General features: G+C 37.5%; 22 protein-coding genes. 12 read left to right on the top strand and 10 right to left on the bottom strand.

Going from position 1 to position 20,585, the window contains the following annotated elements; all coding sequences use genetic code 11:
* The 5 genes from DI076_RS15310 to DI076_RS15290 all read left to right on the top strand — a co-directional run bounded on the left by DI076_RS15310 (nucleotide 1) and on the right by DI076_RS15290 (nucleotide 4,789).
* The gene (locus DI076_RS15310; RefSeq protein WP_108960612.1) at nucleotides 1–597 is read left to right on the top strand and encodes a response regulator transcription factor; all 597 of its coding nucleotides are present in this window, start codon (nucleotides 1–3) and stop codon (nucleotides 595–597) included.
* Nucleotides 598–642: 45 nt separating this feature from the next.
* On the top strand, nucleotides 643–1,155 hold the full coding sequence (locus DI076_RS15305) for a SixA phosphatase family protein (RefSeq protein ID WP_108960611.1): 513 nt from the start codon (nucleotides 643–645) through the stop codon (nucleotides 1,153–1,155).
* A complete protein-coding gene (gene hpt / locus DI076_RS15300) occupies nucleotides 1,152–1,664 on the top strand; it encodes a hypoxanthine phosphoribosyltransferase (protein ID WP_108960610.1) in 513 nt (170 codons plus the stop codon). Before DI076_RS15305 ends, hpt begins: the two co-directional genes overlap by 4 nt.
* A complete protein-coding gene (locus tag DI076_RS15295; protein WP_108960609.1) occupies nucleotides 1,661–3,157 on the top strand; it encodes an adenylate/guanylate cyclase domain-containing protein in 1,497 nt (498 codons plus the stop codon). Before hpt ends, DI076_RS15295 begins: the two co-directional genes overlap by 4 nt.
* Before the next feature lie 108 nt (nucleotides 3,158–3,265).
* Nucleotides 3,266–4,789: an NHL repeat-containing protein gene (locus tag DI076_RS15290; protein WP_245918457.1), complete on the top strand. Its 1,524-nt coding sequence runs from the start codon at nucleotides 3,266–3,268 to the stop codon at nucleotides 4,787–4,789.
* 30 nt (nucleotides 4,790–4,819) lie between these two features.
* On the opposite strand, the gene DI076_RS15285 is transcribed toward DI076_RS15290, so the two are convergent.
* A complete protein-coding gene (locus tag DI076_RS15285) occupies nucleotides 4,820–5,737 on the bottom strand; it encodes a phosphate ABC transporter substrate-binding protein (protein ID WP_108960608.1) in 918 nt (305 codons plus the stop codon).
* A 106-nt stretch (nucleotides 5,738–5,843) separates the two neighbouring features.
* Between DI076_RS15285 and DI076_RS15280 the strand changes: the two genes are divergently transcribed.
* On the top strand, nucleotides 5,844–7,244 hold the full coding sequence (locus DI076_RS15280; RefSeq protein ID WP_108960607.1) for an OmpA family protein: 1,401 nt from the start codon (nucleotides 5,844–5,846) through the stop codon (nucleotides 7,242–7,244).
* Here the strand turns inward: DI076_RS15280 and DI076_RS15275 are convergent.
* On the bottom strand, nucleotides 7,241–8,509 hold the full coding sequence (locus DI076_RS15275) for a lysophospholipid acyltransferase family protein (RefSeq protein ID WP_108960606.1): 1,269 nt from the start codon (nucleotides 8,507–8,509) through the stop codon (nucleotides 7,241–7,243). The two genes, DI076_RS15280 and DI076_RS15275, sit on opposite strands and share 4 nt — an antisense overlap.
* 48 nt (nucleotides 8,510–8,557) lie before the next feature.
* Nucleotides 8,558–10,891 (bottom strand): sulfatase family protein, encoded by a 2,334-nt coding sequence (locus DI076_RS15270; RefSeq protein WP_108960605.1) that lies wholly within the window; start codon nucleotides 10,889–10,891, stop codon nucleotides 8,558–8,560.
* A gap of 83 nt (nucleotides 10,892–10,974) precedes the next feature.
* On the opposite strand from DI076_RS15270, the gene DI076_RS15265 reads away from it, so the two are divergent.
* The 5 genes from DI076_RS15265 (at nucleotide 10,975) to DI076_RS20445 (ending at nucleotide 13,547) form a co-directional block, all read left to right on the top strand.
* A complete protein-coding gene (locus tag DI076_RS15265) occupies nucleotides 10,975–11,841 on the top strand; it encodes an alpha/beta hydrolase (RefSeq protein ID WP_108961008.1) in 867 nt (288 codons plus the stop codon).
* Between the two features lie 13 nt (nucleotides 11,842–11,854).
* Nucleotides 11,855–12,292: an FAS1-like dehydratase domain-containing protein gene (locus DI076_RS15260; protein ID WP_015676961.1), complete on the top strand. Its 438-nt coding sequence runs from the start codon at nucleotides 11,855–11,857 to the stop codon at nucleotides 12,290–12,292.
* Between the two features lie 17 nt (nucleotides 12,293–12,309).
* The gene (locus DI076_RS15255) at nucleotides 12,310–12,729 is read left to right on the top strand and encodes a MaoC/PaaZ C-terminal domain-containing protein (protein ID WP_100725826.1); all 420 of its coding nucleotides are present in this window, start codon (nucleotides 12,310–12,312) and stop codon (nucleotides 12,727–12,729) included.
* Nucleotides 12,730–12,868: 139 nt separating this feature from the next.
* Nucleotides 12,869–13,297: a PH domain-containing protein gene (locus DI076_RS15250; RefSeq protein ID WP_108960604.1), complete on the top strand. Its 429-nt coding sequence runs from the start codon at nucleotides 12,869–12,871 to the stop codon at nucleotides 13,295–13,297.
* 121 nt (nucleotides 13,298–13,418) lie between these two features.
* Complete coding sequence (locus DI076_RS20445; RefSeq protein WP_282432605.1) at nucleotides 13,419–13,547, top strand: hypothetical protein; 129 nt, start codon at nucleotides 13,419–13,421, stop codon at nucleotides 13,545–13,547.
* 128 nt (nucleotides 13,548–13,675) lie between these two features.
* Here DI076_RS20445 and DI076_RS15245 read toward each other — a convergent pair whose 3' ends face one another.
* From DI076_RS15245 to trxA, 6 genes are all read right to left on the bottom strand, one after another.
* Entirely contained in the window at nucleotides 13,676–14,260 is a 585-nt protein-coding gene (locus tag DI076_RS15245; protein WP_108960603.1) for a WG repeat-containing protein, read from the bottom strand.
* A gap of 17 nt (nucleotides 14,261–14,277) precedes the next feature.
* Nucleotides 14,278–14,946, bottom strand: a complete 669-nt coding sequence (locus DI076_RS15240; protein ID WP_108960602.1) for a M15 family metallopeptidase — start codon at nucleotides 14,944–14,946, stop codon at nucleotides 14,278–14,280.
* Between the two features lie 103 nt (nucleotides 14,947–15,049).
* Nucleotides 15,050–15,931 carry a VanW family protein gene (locus tag DI076_RS15235; protein WP_108960601.1) on the bottom strand — a complete coding sequence of 294 codons (882 nt, stop codon included), beginning with the start codon at nucleotides 15,929–15,931 and terminating at the stop codon, nucleotides 15,050–15,052.
* The gene (locus DI076_RS15230) at nucleotides 15,921–17,192 is read right to left on the bottom strand and encodes a hypothetical protein (RefSeq protein WP_108960600.1); all 1,272 of its coding nucleotides are present in this window, start codon (nucleotides 17,190–17,192) and stop codon (nucleotides 15,921–15,923) included. The genes DI076_RS15235 and DI076_RS15230 overlap by 11 nt, the downstream gene beginning before the upstream one ends.
* Before the next feature lie 5 nt (nucleotides 17,193–17,197).
* A complete protein-coding gene (locus DI076_RS15225; protein ID WP_108960599.1) occupies nucleotides 17,198–18,490 on the bottom strand; it encodes an NADase-type glycan-binding domain-containing protein in 1,293 nt (430 codons plus the stop codon).
* A gap of 67 nt (nucleotides 18,491–18,557) precedes the next feature.
* Nucleotides 18,558–18,872: a thioredoxin gene (gene trxA, locus DI076_RS15220; protein ID WP_108960598.1), complete on the bottom strand. Its 315-nt coding sequence runs from the start codon at nucleotides 18,870–18,872 to the stop codon at nucleotides 18,558–18,560.
* Nucleotides 18,873–19,001: 129 nt separating this feature from the next.
* On the opposite strand from trxA, the gene DI076_RS15215 reads away from it, so the two are divergent.
* Nucleotides 19,002–19,580 (top strand): Crp/Fnr family transcriptional regulator, encoded by a 579-nt coding sequence (locus DI076_RS15215; RefSeq protein ID WP_167396536.1) that lies wholly within the window; start codon nucleotides 19,002–19,004, stop codon nucleotides 19,578–19,580.
* On the opposite strand, the gene DI076_RS15210 is transcribed toward DI076_RS15215, so the two are convergent.
* Complete coding sequence (locus DI076_RS15210; protein WP_245918456.1) at nucleotides 19,525–20,451, bottom strand: type 1 glutamine amidotransferase domain-containing protein; 927 nt, start codon at nucleotides 20,449–20,451, stop codon at nucleotides 19,525–19,527. The two genes, DI076_RS15215 and DI076_RS15210, sit on opposite strands and share 56 nt — an antisense overlap.
* Nucleotides 20,452–20,585 lie beyond the last annotated feature (134 nt).

Raw genomic sequence — 20,585 nt, 5'->3', positions numbered from 1 at the left:
GTGGAATCCGTTAAAATTGCCATCTTAGAAGACCATTCCGTTGTCACTGAAGGAATCATATCTATCCTGAAATCCAATCCTTTCTTTTCCCTTGCCGGAGAATTTCGAACGGCTGCGGATTTGTTTCAATTCATCGAATCAAATCCAATTGATTTGTTGGTCCTCGACATTGATCTTCCCGATCGCAATGGTATTGATGTTTTACGAGAAATCAAAGAAAAACACCAACCCACAAAGGTGATCATATTCTCTTTGCATGGCAGTCGAGTGTATGTGGAAGATGCTCTCAAATCCAAAGCCGACGGATACATGCTCAAGTCAGACCCCATCTCACAACTCCCGGAAGTGATCCAACTTGTGATGAAAGGAGGATCTTTTGTTTCTGATGGAGTGAGTAAAGTACAACTTCCATTTTCACCATTCCAAATGGAAATCCTAAACCTTTTAGTCCAAGGACTTTCGCAAAACGAAGTGGCTGATCGGATCCAAAAATCTAGGAAAACTGTGGAATACCATTTAAACCAAATGAGGACAAAATTTTCCTGTAAAAACAATAACGAACTCATTTCCAAATACGAAAAAGAAATACAAAAATAGCGATTTCGTTATTTCCCTTTGGATTGTTTCGAATACTCTATTCGTATGAAACATATCTATTTAATCAGGCATGCTAAGTCTGAATGGGATGAACCTTACGATACGGACTTAGATCGATCTTTGTCCAGGAGAGGTCGAATCCAATCAAAAGCACTACGTGACTATCTAAAAGAAAGTCGATTTGAGTTTGACCAATGTTTGGTCTCACCTGCTGAACGAACTTTAAAAACTTACTCCTCACTACGTAAGGAAATCCTTCGGTTTCCCAAACCTGAAATCAGGGAAAATTTATATGATGCTGACAAAGAAGATCTAATGTTTGTTTTGCATGGATTATCATCTAGCACTCGTTCTGTTTGCCTTGTGGGACACAATCCAAGTTTAGAAGCATTTGGTTCTGCTCTCGTTTTGGGAGACAAAGAACAATCTCTCTTCCATAAATTCCCGACTGCATCCTTTCTTGGACTCAGTTTTTCTGACGATTCTTGGAAAAATCTTAGTTGGGGAAGTTGCCAATTAGTAGTATTCTGGATCCCTGGGCAAATAGGAAAAGAATGAAACCACTCTATTCAGAAGAACGAATCCATCACCGTGTTGAAGAATTGGCACGGGAAATCTCTCGAGATTTTTTAAGCAAAGACCTGGTTGTCATTGGAATTCTCAATGGAGGGTTCATTTTTACTGCGGATCTTTGTCGTGACATTCTGATCCCACATGAAGTAGACTTTATGGCTGCGTCATCCTACGGGGACGGAACTTCTTCTGGAGACTTAAAAATCACCAAACAACTCAAAAAATCAGTACAAAACAAATCAGTTTTGTTAGTTGAGGACATTGTTGATACTGGAAAAACATTAGAATATTTGCTCACAGAAGTCCAAAAACAAAATCCAAAAGATCTAAAAGTAGCAGCACTTTTTTGGAAACAAAAAAAGGCAAATCCACATATCATTGTGGATTATCCAGGTTTTATCATTGAGGACGAATTCCTAGTTGGTTATGGATTAGATTACCAAGGGAAATATAGAAATTTACCATACGTCGCGAAGTTAGAGGGAACCGAGTGAAAGATTCTATCATCAAACAAAAATTCGATACACTCAAAACGTTTCCAACAATCAAACACGAAATTTTAAAAATAGCAGAAAATTTTGTTCATCATTCCGATGATTGGAAATTACTCAGAGTGAACCCACTCAAATTTGCCACATATCACAAGTTAGACGAAAATGATTCAGTAGATTTTTTTGTACATGCAGCAAAGGTTGGATTATTCGATTTTGCTTATAATTTGATTTGTCCAATGTGTGGTGGAATTGTTCACAGCCATCACAAATTAGATGAAATCGAAGGAAAAGAATTCCATTGTGTATCTTGTAATATTGTGGTTCCAACACTTCTTGATGACCAAGTAGAAGTTGCCTTTCAAATCCATCCATCTTTACAAAATAATCAAATTGATCCTTTTGTAGATGTTCAAAACTACTTTCGTTATTTTTTTTCCGAGAATTTTGATAAATCTACTGAATTAAAAAACTGGATCCAATCCACAATCAAAGACTATACGAAATTAATCCCGGACGATTCCTATACCTTTACATTTGATGCAAACTACGGAGATTTACAAGGCCACCTCATTCAATTTGTCAGTATAGACAGAAACACAATGTGCCTATTTTCTGTGGATCCAAATTTACCGACTAACAATCAATCGTATTTAGTTGACTTAATGGAAAGTGGGATGAAACCAAATGCAATATCCATTCCTGTCGGTCGTCATCAGTTTACCATTCATAACCGCACTCGATTTACTGTGGGACTGAATGTATTAACACCAAATCCTAAAGAAATTGAAAGAATTGCCAATACCTTCCCAACGATTCGTCATCATTTTCTCACAGCAAAGATGTTACTCAATAACCAATCCTTTCGAGATTTGTTTCGTATCCAAAAACTTTCACCAGATTTAAACTTAAATGTGAAGTCACTTACGATCATGTTCACAGACTTAAAAGGTTCTACAGAAATGTATGACACAGCAGGTGACATCTTTGCTTATAAATTGGTGCAGGAACATTTTCGTATCCTAACAGAGATTGTACGAAAGTATAAAGGTGCCATTGTTAAAACTATGGGAGATGCTATCATGGCAACTTTTTCCACTCCCATAGAAGGACTATTAGCGGCCCTCGAAATGATGCAACGTATTGAATTGATGAACTTTGATTGGAAAAAAGAAGGTTATGAAATTGGGCTGAAAGTAGGCCTAAATGAAGGTTCGGCTTTAGCAGTCGTCAATGACGAAAGGTTAGATTACTTTGGCCAATCAGTTAACATTGCCGCTCGTGTCCAAGGACTTGCAAAATCAGGAGAAGTCTGGTTAAGCGAATCGGTTTGGAATGCAACAGGGCCAGAAGATTTAGTCAAACAACATGGTTATTACTATCGTAAACAAAAAGCAACCTTAAAGGGAGTAGGCACACCAGTTCCTGTTTTCCAATTAAGTCGAAATGAATTAAAAATACCTTCCAAGTGGAAACAACTCTTTAACAAACGATAAAGAAAGGTAGGTCTCCCAAGAAGAATTTCCAAATACATTTAGGATACAAACTAAATTATCAGAATAGATTGAAATCTATAAAAACATCTTGTAATATTCTTATATGACTTGATCATTATTTTTCATATGATGTTTCGATTGATTTTGTTGGCAACTTTTATCTTTTTTTCTCAAAATTGTAAAGAAGCTACACTTGAGAATCCTTGCGACAGCAAATCAAAGGATTTCATTTCTCAACTTTTTATTTCCGCTAGTTTTGAAGGAAAATTTTGTCAGTTTCAGATTGTAAACACAGGAAATTTATACAGATACACCGATTTTACTTTTTATCAATCGATACCAATATCCATCGTACCAAGATTAGGTGCACAAACGGACATAACAACTATACCTAAAGAACTTCCACAAGGATTAACTTTAGATCCTATGACTGGTACCATAGTAGGTATTCCAACTACTCTTTTAGAAAGAACAATTTATACAATTTACCGAAAAGGAGTTGTTCAAGGTCAAATCAGTATCCAAATTCGTGCCTTGATTGCAACTAAGGTATTTGGACAATTGGGGAATCTAAATTGTGGATTACCTTATTTAACTGCAAATGACTGCTCTTCTGGAGGACCAGTTACTTCCGAAAATCTCTCAGCACCAAATACAGTAATCACTGACAATTTGGGAGGAGTTTATATCTCTAGCGGTAATCGAGTTTTGTTTTATCCACCCGGTCAGACATCTGCCTCTCGAGTTTATGGTCAACATGGACTATTCACTTGTGATTTGGCAAACTCAAATACAAATTTATCATGTACACCACTTGGTTCAATTGCAGCGTCAACGTTAAACAGTCCCCGTGGCTTAGTTTTAGATGAAGCAAATAATCTATTCATAGCAGATACAAATGTAAACCGAAGAATCTTAATTTATGCCAATCAAAACACAGTTCCATTTCGTGCGATCGGTGTTCCCGACTTTGTCACACCTGGTGGTGGAGTGACTTCAAATTCAAATCTCTACACCCCGATTGGAATCCACTTAGATAGTAGAGGTGGTGTTTTTGTTTCAGATGCAGGGAATAGCCGTGTGTTATATTTCCCAAAAGATTCAAATGTAGCAACAGAAGTTTATGGCCAGCCAGATTTTGTTAGTAATGGAGCAACCACATCTTCAGGTGGCCTCAATTCAAATCAGGGAGTGGTCTCCGATTTTGAAGGTGGAGTTTATATAGCAGATACATCAAACAATCGAGTGGTTTATTATCCAAGAGGTTCAAATGTTGCGACTAGGGTGTATGGCCAACCTAACTTTACTTCAGGTGTCGCCTCTACTTCAAATAACGGATTGAATAATCCTGTCGCAGTTGCATTAGACCAAAGTGAAAATTTATTTGTAGCTGATCTAAATGCACACCGCGTACTAGTTTATCCAAAAACTACCTTGAGCTCTGGTATGATTGCGTCAGCTGTTGTTGGCCAATTTGGAAATCTAAATTGTGGTGCAGATAATAACAACGGCGCTTGTGGGGTGGGTTCTCCCACAGCGCAAAACTTATATCGACCAAGCCATGTCCATTTTGACAAGGAAGGTCGGATGTATATCTCCGATTATAGCAATAATAGAGTTTTGGTATACTAGGTCAAAAAATTAATTTGATAACCCTATCCCCTACTTCACTGGCTCCGCGGAAACTTCCACTTCGGGCAAGGAAGATCTTAGATACCCTGATTGTAATACTGCCACCTGCCCTTGTTCGCTTGTGAGATACGTAACAAAGGCATCAATTTTATCGCCTTGGTCTGTTTTATAGATGATAAATAATTCCCGAGCTAGTTTGTATTTACGATCATAAACATTTCGAATGGATGGAGTCACGTATGGTTCATCTTTTGATGATGTTTTTGCATACTCAAGTGCTTTTAACTTATCTTTGTGATCCACAAGAGCAGAACCCATTCCCATATAACCGATGCTATTTGGATTTTCTTGAATGTACTTTGCCATTTCAGCATTGTCCTTCACAATTTTGGCATTGGGTGAAAACACGTTGGATTTGAAGGCATTAAATTCTTTCTCACCCAAATCCCTTCTTTTTAAAATATGATTTTGAAAGTAGTCTTGTGTACCAGATTTGTCATTTCGAATCACGATGGAAATGGGTGCATCTTGGCCTCCCACTTCTTTCCAGTTTTTGATTTTCCCTGAAAAAATATCAGATGTTTGGACCAAGTGGAGTTTTGAAACTGGATTGTTTGGATTCACAACAAGTGCCACACCATCGTAAGCAAGACGAACAATTTCCAAGTTTCCAGTTTTTCGTAAATCATCATACTCAGCTTGGTTAAGTGCCCGCGAAGAAACTGCCATATCAATTTCTCCTTTTCGTAATCGGTCAATTCCAGATTCCGAACCACCACCTTCGACTGTTACACGAACATTTGAATTGACCTTCTCATATTCAGTACCCAAAAATCGCATCATACTATTCATGGTTTCTGATCCAGCCACTTTAAGGGTTTGTTTGTCCTTACATGCGACAAAATTAATTGTAATCAAAATGTAAAAAAGCAGAGAAAGGTTTTTCATCGTAAATCAGGTAAAGCCCAAATTCAATCCTCCGTCAATCGCAAAAACCCGTTGTTTTTTCCAAAACACCTCTCAGTTTTTCGAAAAAAACCCCGATCTTTGCAAAGTGAAGACCAAAGTCCAATCGATCCTCATTTGTTTTGTAACAATCCTGCCATTTTTGGATTTGTTTGCAGGCCCGCCTGAAAAAACCCAGTTCCAATGGAAATGGACCAACAATCAAGTATTGGAACTAAATGAATACCATGATGTTTTTTTTCGTGTAGGAACAAAAACCGTAGAACGAGAAGATAAAAACCGGGTAGTGATGAAAACAAAACAATGTTCGCAAGACTCTTGTTTGGTGAATGCTTGGTTTGATACTTATATGAGGTACGGTAAAACATCAGGTCCTTTTTGGAAGGACAAAGAATTTTTATCAGATTTTACACTCTTTCGAAATGGTCGTTATGAAGTACCAAACGAATTTATCATGCCCAACCTTCGTAGTTTTCCATCCTTCCCTGAAAATGCAGTTTCTGTATCTGACGTTTGGAAATTACCAGCAGAAGAGTCCTTCGACTTTTCTAGTGAACGTATCCGAGTCAAAGTCACACCCGAATATACCTTCCAAGGAATTTTTCCCTGGAAAGAAGGGAACTATTCAGGCAATTGTGAAAAAATCACATACACATACCCTATTTTTTATACAAAATCTGAATCAGAGAAAATGGCACCTAACGTTCCTTATAAGATATTTGGTTTTGCAACAGGAACTGTTTTTTTCAATGCAACCAAAGGTGTTCCTGAATTCAAAGAAGTTAAACTTTCTTATACATTCATTTATCCAAATGGCACAGTCCAAGAAGCAAACTTTCATATCAAAGGAGTTTATTTTTTACGGAACCAAGTGAATGCGAAAGATAAAGAGTCCATTCGTGAAGATATCTTAAATGATTTGATTGTTGGTTATACTAAAGATGGATTACCAAACGGACTTCGGATTACACCTGCCTATAGTCCAGGGAATGGAAAACCAAATGGGATGGGAGAGCCAACAGGAACTTTGATCACGAATCAAAATCCAGATCCAAATTCTATATCCACTCCAGTTACGGAAGGTGAAGACCCAAACAAAATTGCAGACCAATTGCCTGTAAAAGTACGTACTTCGGAAGATGGGATCGTGTTTTCATTGGATTCCATTTTATTTGATTTTAATGATAGCAAATTAAAACCAGATGCAGAATCCGCAGTTGCCAAAATTGCAGAAATTTTAAAAAAATACCCAGATCGAGAAATCAGAGTTTCTGGTCACACCGACAATATTGGAAAAAAAGAGTACAATCAAAAATTATCAGAAGAAAGAGCAAAGTCCGTTTTACATTCATTAGTTGATAATTACAAAATGGATGAAAAACAAATTTCCTTTCGAGGGTATGCTGATGATTTACCTATTGCTCCAAACGACTCAGAAGAAAATCGTCATAAAAACAGAAGGGTAGAAATCACACTCGTTCTCGATTAACCAATTTGTAAATCTAGTCCTACAGAGTATGGTGGGACCAAAGGTTCACTTTCCTTTTTCCCACGTTCCATCAGTTTTTCCATTTCCTTTCTGATATCACCAAGTAACAAATGGTAACTATCTTTTTTGTTTGTTTTGTATTTTTCAAAATAAGTAGCAAGAGGAATGGAACGTGATGCGTAAACATACGCTTTTTTTGCTCTCATTTCTGATTTTCCGAATATATGCCTTTCAAAACTACATATCCATTCCATGAGGCGTTCTGCAGATGGCCATTGGATGAGATTTTTTGGTTGGGTGATGAGAAATGCATATGCTGTCTCAACCAATTGTTTGGCTCTACGGATATTTTGATCCGTTAGGTGTTTGGGGGTAGATTCCAAAGGTATCCCCGCATCGATTCGATCCAAAGCATGGAATAATATTCGGATCTTTTGGATGGCATTGTCTGAATCTTGGAATTTGATCTGTAAAATTTGACCTGCAAGGTTTAATGCAGTGTGCCTTGCCCTTCCCAATCGATAATCAAAATCCTTTCCATTGATTTCTGATTTTGGGATCCCAAGTTCAAATTCCGTTTCTTCTAACATGACACGACCCACAGTCAAAAATCTGCGAAGCACTGTCCTTCCACCTGGGTACAACTTTAACTTACGTTCAATCCGTGATAATGATGTTTCAATGTCTTTTAATATGGAATCTCTTGTGCCAGAAATTTTATATTTCACAAAGGTTGGTTGTAAATAAAGTTCCGCATGGGGATCCTTTTTTTTGGCTTCTTCCAAACCCCAATAAATGAGTTGGGCCGTACTCGGTAAAAAGGAAACCAAATTATCATTTTCTCCTGACATGATCCCTTCAGGATACATAACGAGTTTTCCGCCATTTTCGGATAATATTTGTTTGGTGGTTCGAATCATCTTCCGATTGGAACTTCCATGTAAAACAGAAAATGCTCCAACACGTTTGATGAGTTCGCCTACAATTCCAAATCCCCAATTGAAAATACTTCGTGATGCCATATAATGAAATCTTGTTCCAATGGAATTGGCAACTTGATAAGCGATGATGGATTCCATATCAGTGGGTTGGTTAAAAAGATATACAACTCGTTTGTCTTTTGTTTCTTTCAGACGAAGTTCATCATCTTTGGAAATCACCACTCCATCCAAGTTAAACAAAAGTTTTGTGAGAATGGGAAAACCCAAATCCAATCCCAAAGCAACAGGAAATTCAAAACGAGGAGCGATAAAGGTATCTTTCATAGAACTGTGTAATTAGACTAAGGAAAAAGCCATATTCCCTACGAGCAATTATTCGTGAATGTATCCCCAGGTTTCTAATATTTTTTTCACTTCCTTTCCCATCTCTTTTTGTACTTCCGACTCACCTGACCCACTGAAAGCACCATCGTTGTAAACCCATGGAAGTGGTGATGCGTACAAACCATCAGGTTGTCGTTCCGATAGGATCAAGTCTTCGATGTGAGTCATTGACTTTTGGAATTCCAAACCATACTTTCCAAAACGAACAGGGATCGTTTTTCCATTCCGTGTGAATTGGAAGAAGGCACCGAGTTCTGGGTTCACTGTCCTCAGAATGATTTCCTCAGGCAAATGCTGTTTTGATTCCTTGGAACCATTGGGAATCTTTAGATCCTTCGATTCTTTTGTTACGGAAATCGTTTTTGCAGAACCAGAAGCGATTTGGACAGTCGGAGGAGCAATCCAATCATACACAGAACCTTGCACACTCATGGACATAGTATCACGACAGACTGTTTCCTCACAAGGAGGGATCCAAATCCGAAGTCCATTTCGTTTGAGAAAATTTTCATTACGGAAGTCCGCTCTTGCTTGTTGTAGAAGAATTTCCCCTTCTGTCTCAAGACTTAAGTTTCGTAACTCCTTAGGATCTTGTTTTAAGTCGTAAAGTTCTTCTGCCATGGTATGAGGTTCACCTGTGGAAGTTCGCCTAACAGTCGTGAAACCAGGATACCTACGAATGTATTTATACTGATCCGTTCTAACAGATTCTGACATTCGTCCTTCTGTATAAATATAGGTTTCCTTGGGACAAGGAGTCGAGTTTCGAATGCAAGATGCATAATCAACACCTTGGTAAGTCGAATTTTTAGGTAATAAATCCAAAAAACCTAAAATGGTAGGTGCTAGTGATAACAAAGAAGACTGTCCAGGAATTCGAATTTGTGTGTTCTTTCCAATGTTATCCACAATGGACTTTGGAAGTTTGATAAAATAAGGCACATTGATTTCTTCGTCATAATGAGTTTCCCCATGACCAAACCTTGTTTGCATAATGAAGTGGTAACTATAATCATGTTCAGGACTAAAAAGTTCCCCGTGGTCCCCTGTCACAATGATCATGGTCTCATCATAGGTTCCAAGTTCTTTCAATTTTGTTATTAACCTGCCAATTTCTCTGTCCGTATAATGCATCTCACCTAAGTAACGTTGCACGGGAGATTCATATCGATAAAATTCCGAATCAGGAATGATACTTCTGACAAACTTCATATCTTCTGGGGGAGGTGAATAAGAAGCATGAGGTGTGTTCAAATTAAAATGCAAAAAATAAGGAATGTCTTTTTTTTCTGTCACAAACTCAATCGCATGGTTTGTGAGTACTTCCGTATCCACAATGTCCATCCCTACTTGGTAGGAATTGTGAAACCCCAAATCCAAACCCACAGTCGTATAATCCAAAAAGAAAACATTATTCATAATGGTTTTGGAATAATAACCGGCCTCCCGAAAGGTTTTGGCTAAATTATCCCTTTTTTTGCCATAATATACTTTTCGTTGGTATGGTTTTGTCGAAAACCAAGAATTCCCCAAACCAAGATTAGACGAATATTCAGAATGGAAAAAAGACATCATGGAAGGTTTGGTCCAATTTCCATTGGCAAAAGGATTTTCAAAAAACACTGATTCTTTTGCCATCTGATCAATGATAGGAGTTACTGAATGGCGAAAACCGTAAGCTCCAATAAAATCCTTCCTTGCAGAATCAATGACTATGAGGATTACCGACTTAGGTTTTTGAGTAGGAACCAATTTATCTAACCATTCACTTGGATATAACAAAGGTTCGCCGATATACAAATCACTATCTTTACTCTCCCAAACGAGGCGTAAATCACCTTCGAGTGTAACTACCGTTTCCTTTTTATTCCATTGTTCTTTAGTGGTTCCAGAGAAATCCCATTCTTCGAGGATTTGGGACTGGGTATATAATTTCAATTTTCCGGAGACAGAAGGTTGGAACTCTTTTTCGCCTAACAAACCAACAAGTGATGTAAATTTGTATGTGCCTTTTGGAAGGGTAAATTGGTATTCTTGGCCCGGTGGGAAATAAATCGCATCAAGGGAATGGTTTAAAAAAAACTCTTTGTTTGTATTGAAGGTGATCTGGGTATTTTCCCATTTTCGAGAAAGGGGAAGACCACTTTGCCTACCTGGATTTTTTTTCCAATGGTAGATGCGATTGTCTGTTCCGATTTTGAATTTGGACTTAGCATTTTTTAATTCCAAAACCAAATCCACTGGGAAACGGGATTCCGATTTGTTCAAACACTGAATGAGACAAAAACAAAGGATGGGGGCGAAGGTTAGGATCTTTCGCATTTGGAACCAGTTTGCAAAACAGGTTTCCTAAGAATAGGAAAAGTTGTTTCTTTTTAGGTTTCCATCGTCCATCCTTGACATCTATGAGTAATTGGGAACAAGCCTACTCCCGCGTGGAGTCTACCTTTCTAAACAAAGATGGTGGTAAAATTTATTACCAGATCTACCGACCTAAGTCAGGAGTCAAACGTGTGCTCGTTGTCCACCATGGGATTGGGGAACACGGCGGACGTTACAATTTTTTGTTAGAAGCAATGGCGGAACGTAATTATGCCATCTACCTAATCGACTGCCGAGGCCATGGTAAATCTGATGGTCGCCGAGGTGTCATCACCCATTTTTCTGATTTTTTTGCAGACTTAAAACAACTCATTGACATCGCAAAACAAAACGAAGGTGTAAGTAAAGTTACTTTACTTGGACACTCCATGGGTGCTGCTGTTACTTTTCTTTATACAGCTACTGACAATTACCAAAATGATTTGGATGCTTACATTTGTAGTGCCCTTCCTATCAAAGTCAAAACGGATCTTGTGATGGACATTAAGAAAGCAGCTGGTGGTTTTTTAGCAAAAGCATTACCAACACTCACCATCCCAACAGGACTCAATGTAAACCTCATATCACGAGATAAAACAATTGTAGATGCTTATGTCAAAGACCCACTCGTACATGGAAATGTTTGTACGTATCTCGGTGATTACCTTCTCAACTGTTACACACTTGCATTGGAATCTGCTGAGAAAATAAAAGTTCCTATCTATATGTTCCATGGAAAACAAGATCAAATTGCTCTTCCAGAAGGAACTGTGGATGCATTTGAACGTGTAGCTTCAAAAGACAAAACCATGAGACTTTTTGATGATTTATACCATGAAACCATGAACGAACTTCCTAAAGACAGGGCAATCGTCTTAAAAGAGTTAGTTGCATGGATCGACAAACACTAAGGAGAAAATGCCAATGGCAATAACAAAAGATATAGTTGGAAAAAAACTAGATCGTTTTGATTTCACAGTGGAACGAGGAAAAATTAAAGAATTTTGCCTCGCCATCAACGAAAAAAACCCAATCTATTTTGACGTAGAAGAAGCAAAAAAAGCAGGATACTCAGATGTTCCTGCTCCACCAACTTTCCCTACTGTCATCATGTTTTGGGGTTACCCAAAGATTTGGAACGATATGGCAGAACTCGGTATCGACCTTTCCAAAATCCTTCACTTGAAAGAAGAATATACGTACCACAAAATCCTTTATCCGGGCAAAGTGTACGCACAATCTGAAATCTCCGACGTAAAAGTTGGAAGAGCAGAAATTGTAACTTTCAAAACAACAATCTATGATGAAAAAGATGATCCTATCCTTTCAGCAGAGATGGCGATTTTCATTCGTAAGGATTAATTCCAAGGAGGCAAACTATGGCAAAAATTCAATTTGATAAAGTAGAAGTTGGTCAAACTCTTCCTCCACTCGATATCCCTGTGATCGAACATGCAAATTTAGTTCGTTATGCGGGAGCATCTGGAGATTTTAACCCAATCCATAATGACCCTGATTTCGCAAGAAAAGCAGGACTCGATGGAACCATCTCTCATGGAATGTATGTGATGGCACAAGTAGGCAGACTTTGTACTTCTTGGGCTGACCAAAAAGACATTGCTTACTTTGGTGTAACTTTCAAAGCCATGACGAAGTTAGGTGAAAAACTCACAATTGTGGGAACCATCAAAAAGAAATTTGAAAAAGATGGTAAAAAAACGGTAACCGTACTCGTAGAAGCAAAAAACGAAGCTGGCGAAGTGAAAGCCGGTGGAGATTTAGTCGTTAACGCAGTATAGTCAACTAACAGCACGCAGAGAATGGATTGGAGTAAAATCCTTTCCATTGTTCTGGGTGTTTGATTGAGAAATATTTTTTTTACAAAGAATCATCGTAAATTCAATAGAGTGATGGAAAACAGATGCCAAGGATTACTGTATGTTAAGTGAAAACACAGTCAAATCACAAATACTTTCCCTCATCTCTCACCTTTCCAACATCAATATTGATATTTTATACCTCTACACACCAGAATTCAAAATCCTCCACCAATTCTTAGAAGAAGATGAAATCATCCAAGGTTATACCATTAGCATTCTGGAAACCAAACAGAAACGTTATAGTGCAGGAAAATGGTTACTCGTTTTAACAAACAAAAGGTTTCATTTGTTACGAAACCCAGCCTTTAGTGAGCCATCTCACATTCCAATCGAATTCGATTCGATGAAAAGTTGTAGCACAAAAATGGGTTGGTTCTTTGGAAAAATCTATCTAGAAACCAACACTGAATCTTTTGCTTTCATCCAAGTGGGCAAAAAGGATTATTCCTTTTTTTTACCAGTCCTGTCACCGCATTTAAAATCATGATTCTCGGCGCCTCGAACTTGTTTGAAGCGACCTAAACCATCGCATAACGACCGCGCTTTTCGCTCCAATCTTTCGCTCTTGCGAAAGGATTTCCGCTACAATCGCTGGCGCAAGAATCTCATTGAGCCTGAAAGCAGCACCAGATGAAAAGGCAAAGACTGCTTTGTATATTGCTTCTGCCACAAAAGGAATCAATGCTTTATACGATGGCATCAGCGCCGAAATCGAAAAAGCAAGAAATCCAAAATAATAATCAGTAATAGAATTGCTATCCCTATCGAGATTCACAAATCTCGGTAGGTGTATAATGTGTTAATTCTCAAAACTAGTATTGTTCGCCTTACAAATATTTTTGACGAATTTCAAACTCCCCTACTCTTACTTCAATTTCGCCTTCACTGATTTCCCATCCTTCTTCACTTCCGCAGTACGTCTTTTCGCATCAATCGATCCAATTGCCTCATATTCAATAGGAAGGACTATCTTACCTTTTTTGTTTATGATTCCGTACTTTCCACCCACGATTCGTTTGTGTTCCCCTTCAGGTTGCAACTCACATCCATTACAAACGATCGCATATCCATTTTCGAAAGGATATGCAAAGTCATACTGAGCTTCGATGACTTTTTGGCAACGTTCATTATGAAAACCCATCTTTCCCTCTTCCACATAACGTGCGAGCGATTCAACAATGTAGTCAGGGCCATTGTCATAGAGAAAACTTTCCAATAAAAAATTGTTTTTTGTATCAATACAAATCCATTTGTTTTTCGAAACGACAAAGGCGACACTCGATTTGGAAAATTCCATGGCTTGTTCGTATTGAGGTTTGATGATCACTTTTCCTTTTTTGTCTTTGAAACCAAACAAACCGTTTTCTTCAAAGGAAGTGATCCCTTTGGATTGGGAAAACAAGGAACCAGTCATCAACAATAACGTAATGAATAAATACTTTTGGTACATCAAACTCTCCGCAAAAACTAATTTTCTAATCCTTCAAACGGAATGTCCAACACTTCAAATCCATTACATTCCAAAAAATCAAAATGCCACCACTCTGTTCTGTTCACACGAAATCCAAATTGAGTTAATACTTGGATGAAGGTATCTCGATTTTTTTTGGCGATTGGATCTGAAACAGGTGCCTCTGCCCAAGCTGCTCTCTCAAAAGAATCATATTTAGTTGGCATTTGGAGTTCTTGATTTGTCTTTGTATCCACTAAGGTAAGATCTATCGCACAACCTTTGTTATGCTTTGATCCAGTTTTAGGTGAGGCAACATATCGGGTATCTTTTATGATTTCATAAAAAGTAACAGTTGCTCGGTAGGGTCTATAGGCATCATAAATTTGGATGGAATACCCAAGTTTTAAAAATTCCATTTGGGCCTTTCGTAAGGCTTCGGCCACTGGTTTTCTTGCAAAAGCCTTTGCTTCTTTATAAATCTTTTGCCCAGTAAAATTATCAGTGGTTGCATATTTGATATCCAATCGAATCCCAGGTATGGTTTCTAAATTGATTAACTTTCGATTTGGATCGTTTTGGTATGAGGACCTGTATTCCTTCTCTCGGAATACAAGAAGAGTTGTTGGTTTTGGTTCTGCTACAATCGAGAAATTAAAGAGAACAAAAATTGTGATTATTCTCATACAAACAGCGATCCATCTACATTTTATTTCCATATCCATAATTATTCTTCTAAATGCAAAACCATTTGCCCTTTTTTGAGAATCATTTCCATAACAATTCTTTTTAGCCAGGATTTGACTCTTTGGTTCCTTTAGACTCTAAAAGAGGTTCATACATCATCCAAGCGATGTTTTCTGTCACCAATTGATCTTCGATCAATTCTTTTGACTCTTTTGAAATCACCTTCCTACGAATGGTATTTCGCCTTGTATAACCACCCCAAGGTTCTGCACAAAATGCATGGTAAGATTCGTAAACTGTATAAGTAAACGGAATCTCTAAGTCGGTTCTCCATTCACCAAATAATTCATCTTTGTCGATCCAAAGGTTTAGGACAAATGCTTGTTTTGTTGTGTTTTGGATTTGTAAATCAATGTAATTATAAGATAAAGTAGCACCAGATCCAAAGGGAAGAGTACGATTGGAATCTGGAAAAATATCAAAACTATGCCGCCATCTTTCTTTTACGGTTAATGGTGTGTGGAGTGTCATCCAATAGATTAAATTTGCCATTTGGCAAAGCCCCCCACCCGTTCGTTCAACAAATCCTCCGTTTTTCAATTGCATCCCAGGTAGGTATCCTTTTTTTTTCGTAGGTTTTCCGACCAGATACCAAAAGGAAAACACTTCGCCAGGTGCTAATATGATTCCATTTAACTGACTTATGGCGATCGAGAGATTTACTTTTTTGTTCTCTTGTAAGTACATAGGTACATCTTTAAGTTTACGGTAAATGGGAGAATGATGAGTGACGATGGAAATCGGAAAATCCATTTCTAATGTTTGCGAATGGATACGATGGGTTGCAAACGTACTTCGTTCGCATAACCAACGCAAATATCGTTTCCACTGAAAATAGAGTTTTCCTAAAAATAAGCGGAGTTCACTTCTGTGGACTTTTTTTGGAAATACCGATGAAGAACGATTCCAGATTCTAAATTCCATAATTTTGTTTTCTCTGGATAAAACTAGGTCGTTTACGATAGGGATTTTTCCAAGACTTGGCAACAAACAGGAGTTTTGAATCTCTTTTTTCCAACCAATCAATATAATGATTCCAGTCTTCTTCTAATACCAATTGGTACTCACCTAAAGGTTCAATGATAGAAAAGATACGTTCGCCGTTCTCCTTACTCGCTCTTAGGTTTTCCATTCTGATTCCATACACAAGACGGTAAATCTTAGTGTCAGATGGCATTTCGTGAATTGCTTTTTCGTCAGGTTCCCATGACAAACAGTCTTTTCGAAAATGGAAATGGTAGTACTCACAAAAACCATGGTGCGCTACAAGTAAACCATTGTCTGCAATGGAAGCTGCCTTCTCTCCAGGACTCCACATAGTTTCATAGGGATAACGAAATAAATGTGGGTATTGGATTAAGGTAGTAACCCATAATACAAAACTCATCAGAGTGATGAATCCTTCTTTGCGGTTACCTAAAGTAAATAGAGAGCCAATCAATAACACAGAAATTAAGATTCGAAATTGGATATCGGCAAAATGAAAGATAGGTACAACAAGTAACAGACCTAAAAAAGAAATGGTTTTGTACATTGGCTCATAGGATAGTAGAATATTTTTTCCAAAAACCAGACGTATCCAGTCCCATACCATTCCAATTCCAACCATAGCAAAAGCAGCAATGATCGGAAACGTCTTAGTATCTACCACCAAACGTTCATTTGTTTCCGACTTAACAAAGAGTGGTAAAACCAAAGCAGATAGAAAAAAAATCAAATCGTACTTTCTAGGGAGTTGGAATAAAATCCAAACTCCAAGTCCTAGTACGCCAACCATCGTATGAAACCATGCGGCAAAAACTAAAAAAATCCCAGAACCAATCCATCTTACAATAGGGTTTGAGATCGATTTTGAAAGATAGAGAGCGATACTAAGAAGGAGAAATCCAAGCGCCCAGGCTTGTTTCGGGTATAAAAAACCTAAAACTAATACCATGGCAGAAGGAAAAACATTCCAATTGTCAATCGGTGACTTTAAAAAGAAACGAGAGAGATAAAGACAAAACAGGAGCCAAACAACCGTTACTATTTGAAAGCAAAAAAGGTTATCTTCACTCACTCCCAAAACAGAGAAAAGAAAGGCTACGATCCGAAAAACAGGAGATCTGTCTGGTGAATGCAATTCCCCCGTTTCTAAAAGGGAAATTGCTTGGACACCATACCAATAAATATCTTTTCCAAACAATGGATTTAATTCGAAATTTGGACTTTTTTGCCCACCATTTGGATGCCGTTCCCTGATTTTTTCACAAGTAGAGTATCACCGAAGATCACTGTCGATTTTTCTTCAGTGGTTTCTGAATATGGGCTGTTTGAATCTAAACTTTGGGTTACCACTTTATGATCCCGTCCAAAAATTTTGATTTTGGCTTCAGTGGCATTCGCCTCCAAAAAAACCCAATTTCCATCTAACACACGTTTTTCTTTTAAATCATCTAACCAAATCACGAAGGAACCATTTGATCTAAATACATAATCCATTCTTCCTTCCGGTATGTCTGCAAAGTAAGCTTTGTTAACAACACCTGCCAAAATTGTGTTTTTTGATTTTTTCAAAATTTCATCTTTGAATTGATTTGCATTTTGGTCCAACACGGTGAAACGTTTTCCATTTTCTCCTAAGAAAATGATCTCTGCAATGACAGTATCTTTCCAAGTTTTCCCTGTCCTCACCTTTTGAATGGTAAAAGTGAAAGTTTTTCCAGAAAGGATTTTCGGAAAAAATATCCTTTGCCCACCTTGTTTGTCAGCGATCGGAAGCGTAAAAGAATCGATTCCATTTGACACAAGTAATTCCGTTACAGATCCATTTTTATAAAAAAGTGCATCTAATCTTTGGTAACCGTTGAATATTTCGATTCCAGCTAGATCAATTTGATTCTCGAGTTCTACTTTGAAGGATTCACCGACTCCATCCGTTTTTACACCTTCCACCCATGCAAAATCGATACTTCCATCAAACATACCATAGGCGGGATAATTAGGCAGTGTACTACTTGCTGTAACTTGTCCCTCTATTGGTTCTGGGTATAAAACATCGAGTTTTTTTCCATTTTTAAAAAAGGAAACAGTTTTGATTCCATTTGCTCCATCGGGCAAAAGATAAATCACATGGATACCATTGGATTTGATTTTTAAGGGAGTTTCTTTGGAACAATCAAAGTTTGTAGCGTAACTTCCATCTTTGTAAAAGGAAACATATCCTTTTTTCTCTTGGCATTCAATGGAGATTTCATTAAAATAAGCACGCCCATCTGTTTTCCCTGCTTGGTTCCATTTGGCACCATTGGAAAAAAAGATAGTGATCCCATCCAAACTAGTCTCTGGTTTCCAATGTTTACCTGGAATGAAAACGTTGATTGGATTTGTTCCATCAGCAGATGATGCTGCTTGGATCCGTTCGATAACAATCGACGTTTCGACGGGGCCATTTTTACAGAGTAACATTACGAATGACAAAAGAGTAAAGATTACTTTTTTCAAGAAGGATTACCTCAGCAGAAACTAAGTATCTGATTCTCTTTTGTTTGATTCAAGTAAAAAAGTTTCGCTAAATGAAACCACCGAACACCTTTTTAAACTCTTCACTTCGCATAGCACCAGAAATACGATGAACTTCTTTCCCATTCTTAAATAAGATAAATGTAGGGATACCGGAAATTCCATATCTGTTTGCAATCTCTTGTTTTTCGTCCGTATTCACTTTGATGATGGAAACTTTCCCTTTCCAATCTTTGGCAAGTTTTTCAAGTTCTGGTGCCACCATCTTACATGGTCCACACCAAGGTGCCCAAAAATCCACAAGGATTGGTTTCTCATGTGTTTGGAGTAAGGTTTCAAAACTTTTGGGATAGGTCTCTGGCATATTCTCCCTCCTAATCGTTAGACTATATACCCGCAAGGGTATATAGAAGGTTCTCTATTTTTAAATTAAAATATTTACGATTCGTCTAAAATCCTCTAAATTTGAACAATGAGGATTGAAACAGTTTCAATGCAAAAACAAACCGAACAAAATTCCTTTTTACCAAAATTTGAAGCTTCCGGTAAAAGAATTTCGGTTCGAAAAAAAGAAATCTTTATCAAACAAAATCAAACTTCGGATACTATCGGTTATGTGAAGGAAGGTGCTTTTAAACTCGTTTACAAAAATGATAAAAAAGAATGGATTAAATCTTTTTTGTTTGAAGGATCCATACTAGGAAGTATTCCGAGCATCTTACAGAAAAAACCGAGTACCTATTCTATTATAGCCATTGAACCTTCAGAAGTTTTTATTTTACCAGCAAAGGAATTGATCACCTTCTTTGATACCGAAATAGATTACAAAACGTATATGATCCAATTCCTTACGAACTTATATTTAAAAAAAGAAAAACGTGTAGCTGATTTTTTATTACTCGATGCCAACCAAAGGTATAAGGAGATGATAGCAGAATACAAACAAAACCTCGTTCGGATTTCCCAAATAGACCAATCAGCCTATTTAGGAATTACAAATGTTGCCTTAAGTAGGATTAAAAAGAATTCTTTTTTGAATACTCCAAAATCGCTTTCGCATACAATTCAGTAAATTCAAATCCAGAAAATGGATTTTGTGAAGTGATTAAATTTCGATCCCTTATCGCATGACTCCTTCCTGGTAAAAAGGAAGATTCATATACCATGCCCGATTGATCCAATAACGTGGAAATGTTTCTTACCTTGGGTGATCCTTTCATAACAAATGTTTCAATAAACCACTCTTCCATTTTCGTGACAGAGTTCACTTTATAACCTTTGAAAATAAATTCTCCAAAGTTAGGATTTTGATTTAGTGTTGTGAGGAGGGCTGGTGCATGGCATACGAGCCCAATTGGTCGTTGGTTCTCGTGAAATAGTTTAAAAATTTTTGGAATATCTCTGTCGTATAACAAATCAGTCATCAAACCCTGTCCACCAGGTATGAGTAAACCGATATAAATTTTGTGTTCCTTGATCGTTTGTTCCAATGGGATAGGATTTTGGAAGGACGAAGAAGATGAAACAAACTGGAGAGCTTCATTTTTTAACTCTGTTGATTCCCAATACTTTTCCTTCAGACTTTCCGGATCAATGGTCGCTTTTTTACCGCCTGGGGTGGCAAAAACAAAATCAACTCCATCTTTTTTTAGTTTCTGAATCGGTTCATAGAGTTCTCCAAGAAATACACCCGTTGGGTGGTTTTTGTACCCATCTATCAAAACAGTGTTGGCGGCACTCATGACCACGAGTATTTTCGGACGAATTTTTTCCTTTGCAACCATAGAATTCGAAACACTTAAGTAAAGGATTGGAACAAGGAAAACAAAGCGAAGTCCCTTCTTCGATTCGTTTAAAAAATTTGCTGGATTTGTTTTAAATAAAAACGAAAACAAAAAACTTTTTATGATTGATATTTGATTTTGAAAAAATGATCCATTCATTGTTTTGGCCTACTCTTCTTTTGAATACTTGATTGGATCTTAAAACCGATCCAATCAACCTATAGAGTTGGGATGATAATGGAATTTCTTTAACCTAGGTTAAAAACTGTCGATGATTCGATTGAGAGTTCAGA

The sequence above is a fragment of the Leptospira ellinghausenii genome, from assembly GCF_003114815.1.
GTDB classification, from domain to species: Bacteria; Spirochaetota; Leptospiria; order Leptospirales; family Leptospiraceae; genus Leptospira_A; species Leptospira_A ellinghausenii.
Note: the sequence above shows the minus strand (reverse complement) of the source record. Positions and strands in the feature narration are given on the sequence as shown.

What these genes read in the sequence shown, in the direction of transcription:
- DI076_RS15305 (WP_108960611.1), top strand. Translation starts at nt 643, where the DNA reads ATGAAACATATCTATTTAATCAGGCATGCTAAGTCTGAATGGGATGAA.
- hpt (WP_108960610.1), top strand. Translation starts at nt 1,152, where the DNA reads ATGAAACCACTCTATTCAGAAGAACGAATCCATCACCGTGTTGAAGAA.
- DI076_RS15285 (WP_108960608.1), bottom strand. Translation starts at nt 5,737, where the DNA reads ATGAAAAACCTTTCTCTGCTTTTTTACATTTTGATTACAATTAATTTT.
- DI076_RS15275 (WP_108960606.1), bottom strand. Translation starts at nt 8,509, where the DNA reads ATGAAAGATACCTTTATCGCTCCTCGTTTTGAATTTCCTGTTGCTTTG.
- DI076_RS15270 (WP_108960605.1), bottom strand. Translation starts at nt 10,891, where the DNA reads ATGCGAAAGATCCTAACCTTCGCCCCCATCCTTTGTTTTTGTCTCATT.
- DI076_RS15265 (WP_108961008.1), top strand. Translation starts at nt 10,975, where the DNA reads ATGAGTAATTGGGAACAAGCCTACTCCCGCGTGGAGTCTACCTTTCTA.
- DI076_RS15260 (WP_015676961.1), top strand. Translation starts at nt 11,855, where the DNA reads ATGGCAATAACAAAAGATATAGTTGGAAAAAAACTAGATCGTTTTGAT.
- DI076_RS15255 (WP_100725826.1), top strand. Translation starts at nt 12,310, where the DNA reads ATGGCAAAAATTCAATTTGATAAAGTAGAAGTTGGTCAAACTCTTCCT.
- DI076_RS15250 (WP_108960604.1), top strand. Translation starts at nt 12,869, where the DNA reads ATGTTAAGTGAAAACACAGTCAAATCACAAATACTTTCCCTCATCTCT.
- DI076_RS15245 (WP_108960603.1), bottom strand. Translation starts at nt 14,260, where the DNA reads ATGTACCAAAAGTATTTATTCATTACGTTATTGTTGATGACTGGTTCC.
- DI076_RS15240 (WP_108960602.1), bottom strand. Translation starts at nt 14,946, where the DNA reads ATGAGAATAATCACAATTTTTGTTCTCTTTAATTTCTCGATTGTAGCA.
- DI076_RS15235 (WP_108960601.1), bottom strand. Translation starts at nt 15,931, where the DNA reads ATGGAATTTAGAATCTGGAATCGTTCTTCATCGGTATTTCCAAAAAAA.
- trxA (WP_108960598.1), bottom strand. Translation starts at nt 18,872, where the DNA reads ATGCCAGAGACCTATCCCAAAAGTTTTGAAACCTTACTCCAAACACAT.
- DI076_RS15215 (WP_167396536.1), top strand. Translation starts at nt 19,002, where the DNA reads ATGCAAAAACAAACCGAACAAAATTCCTTTTTACCAAAATTTGAAGCT.
- DI076_RS15210 (WP_245918456.1), bottom strand. Translation starts at nt 20,451, where the DNA reads ATGAATGGATCATTTTTTCAAAATCAAATATCAATCATAAAAAGTTTT.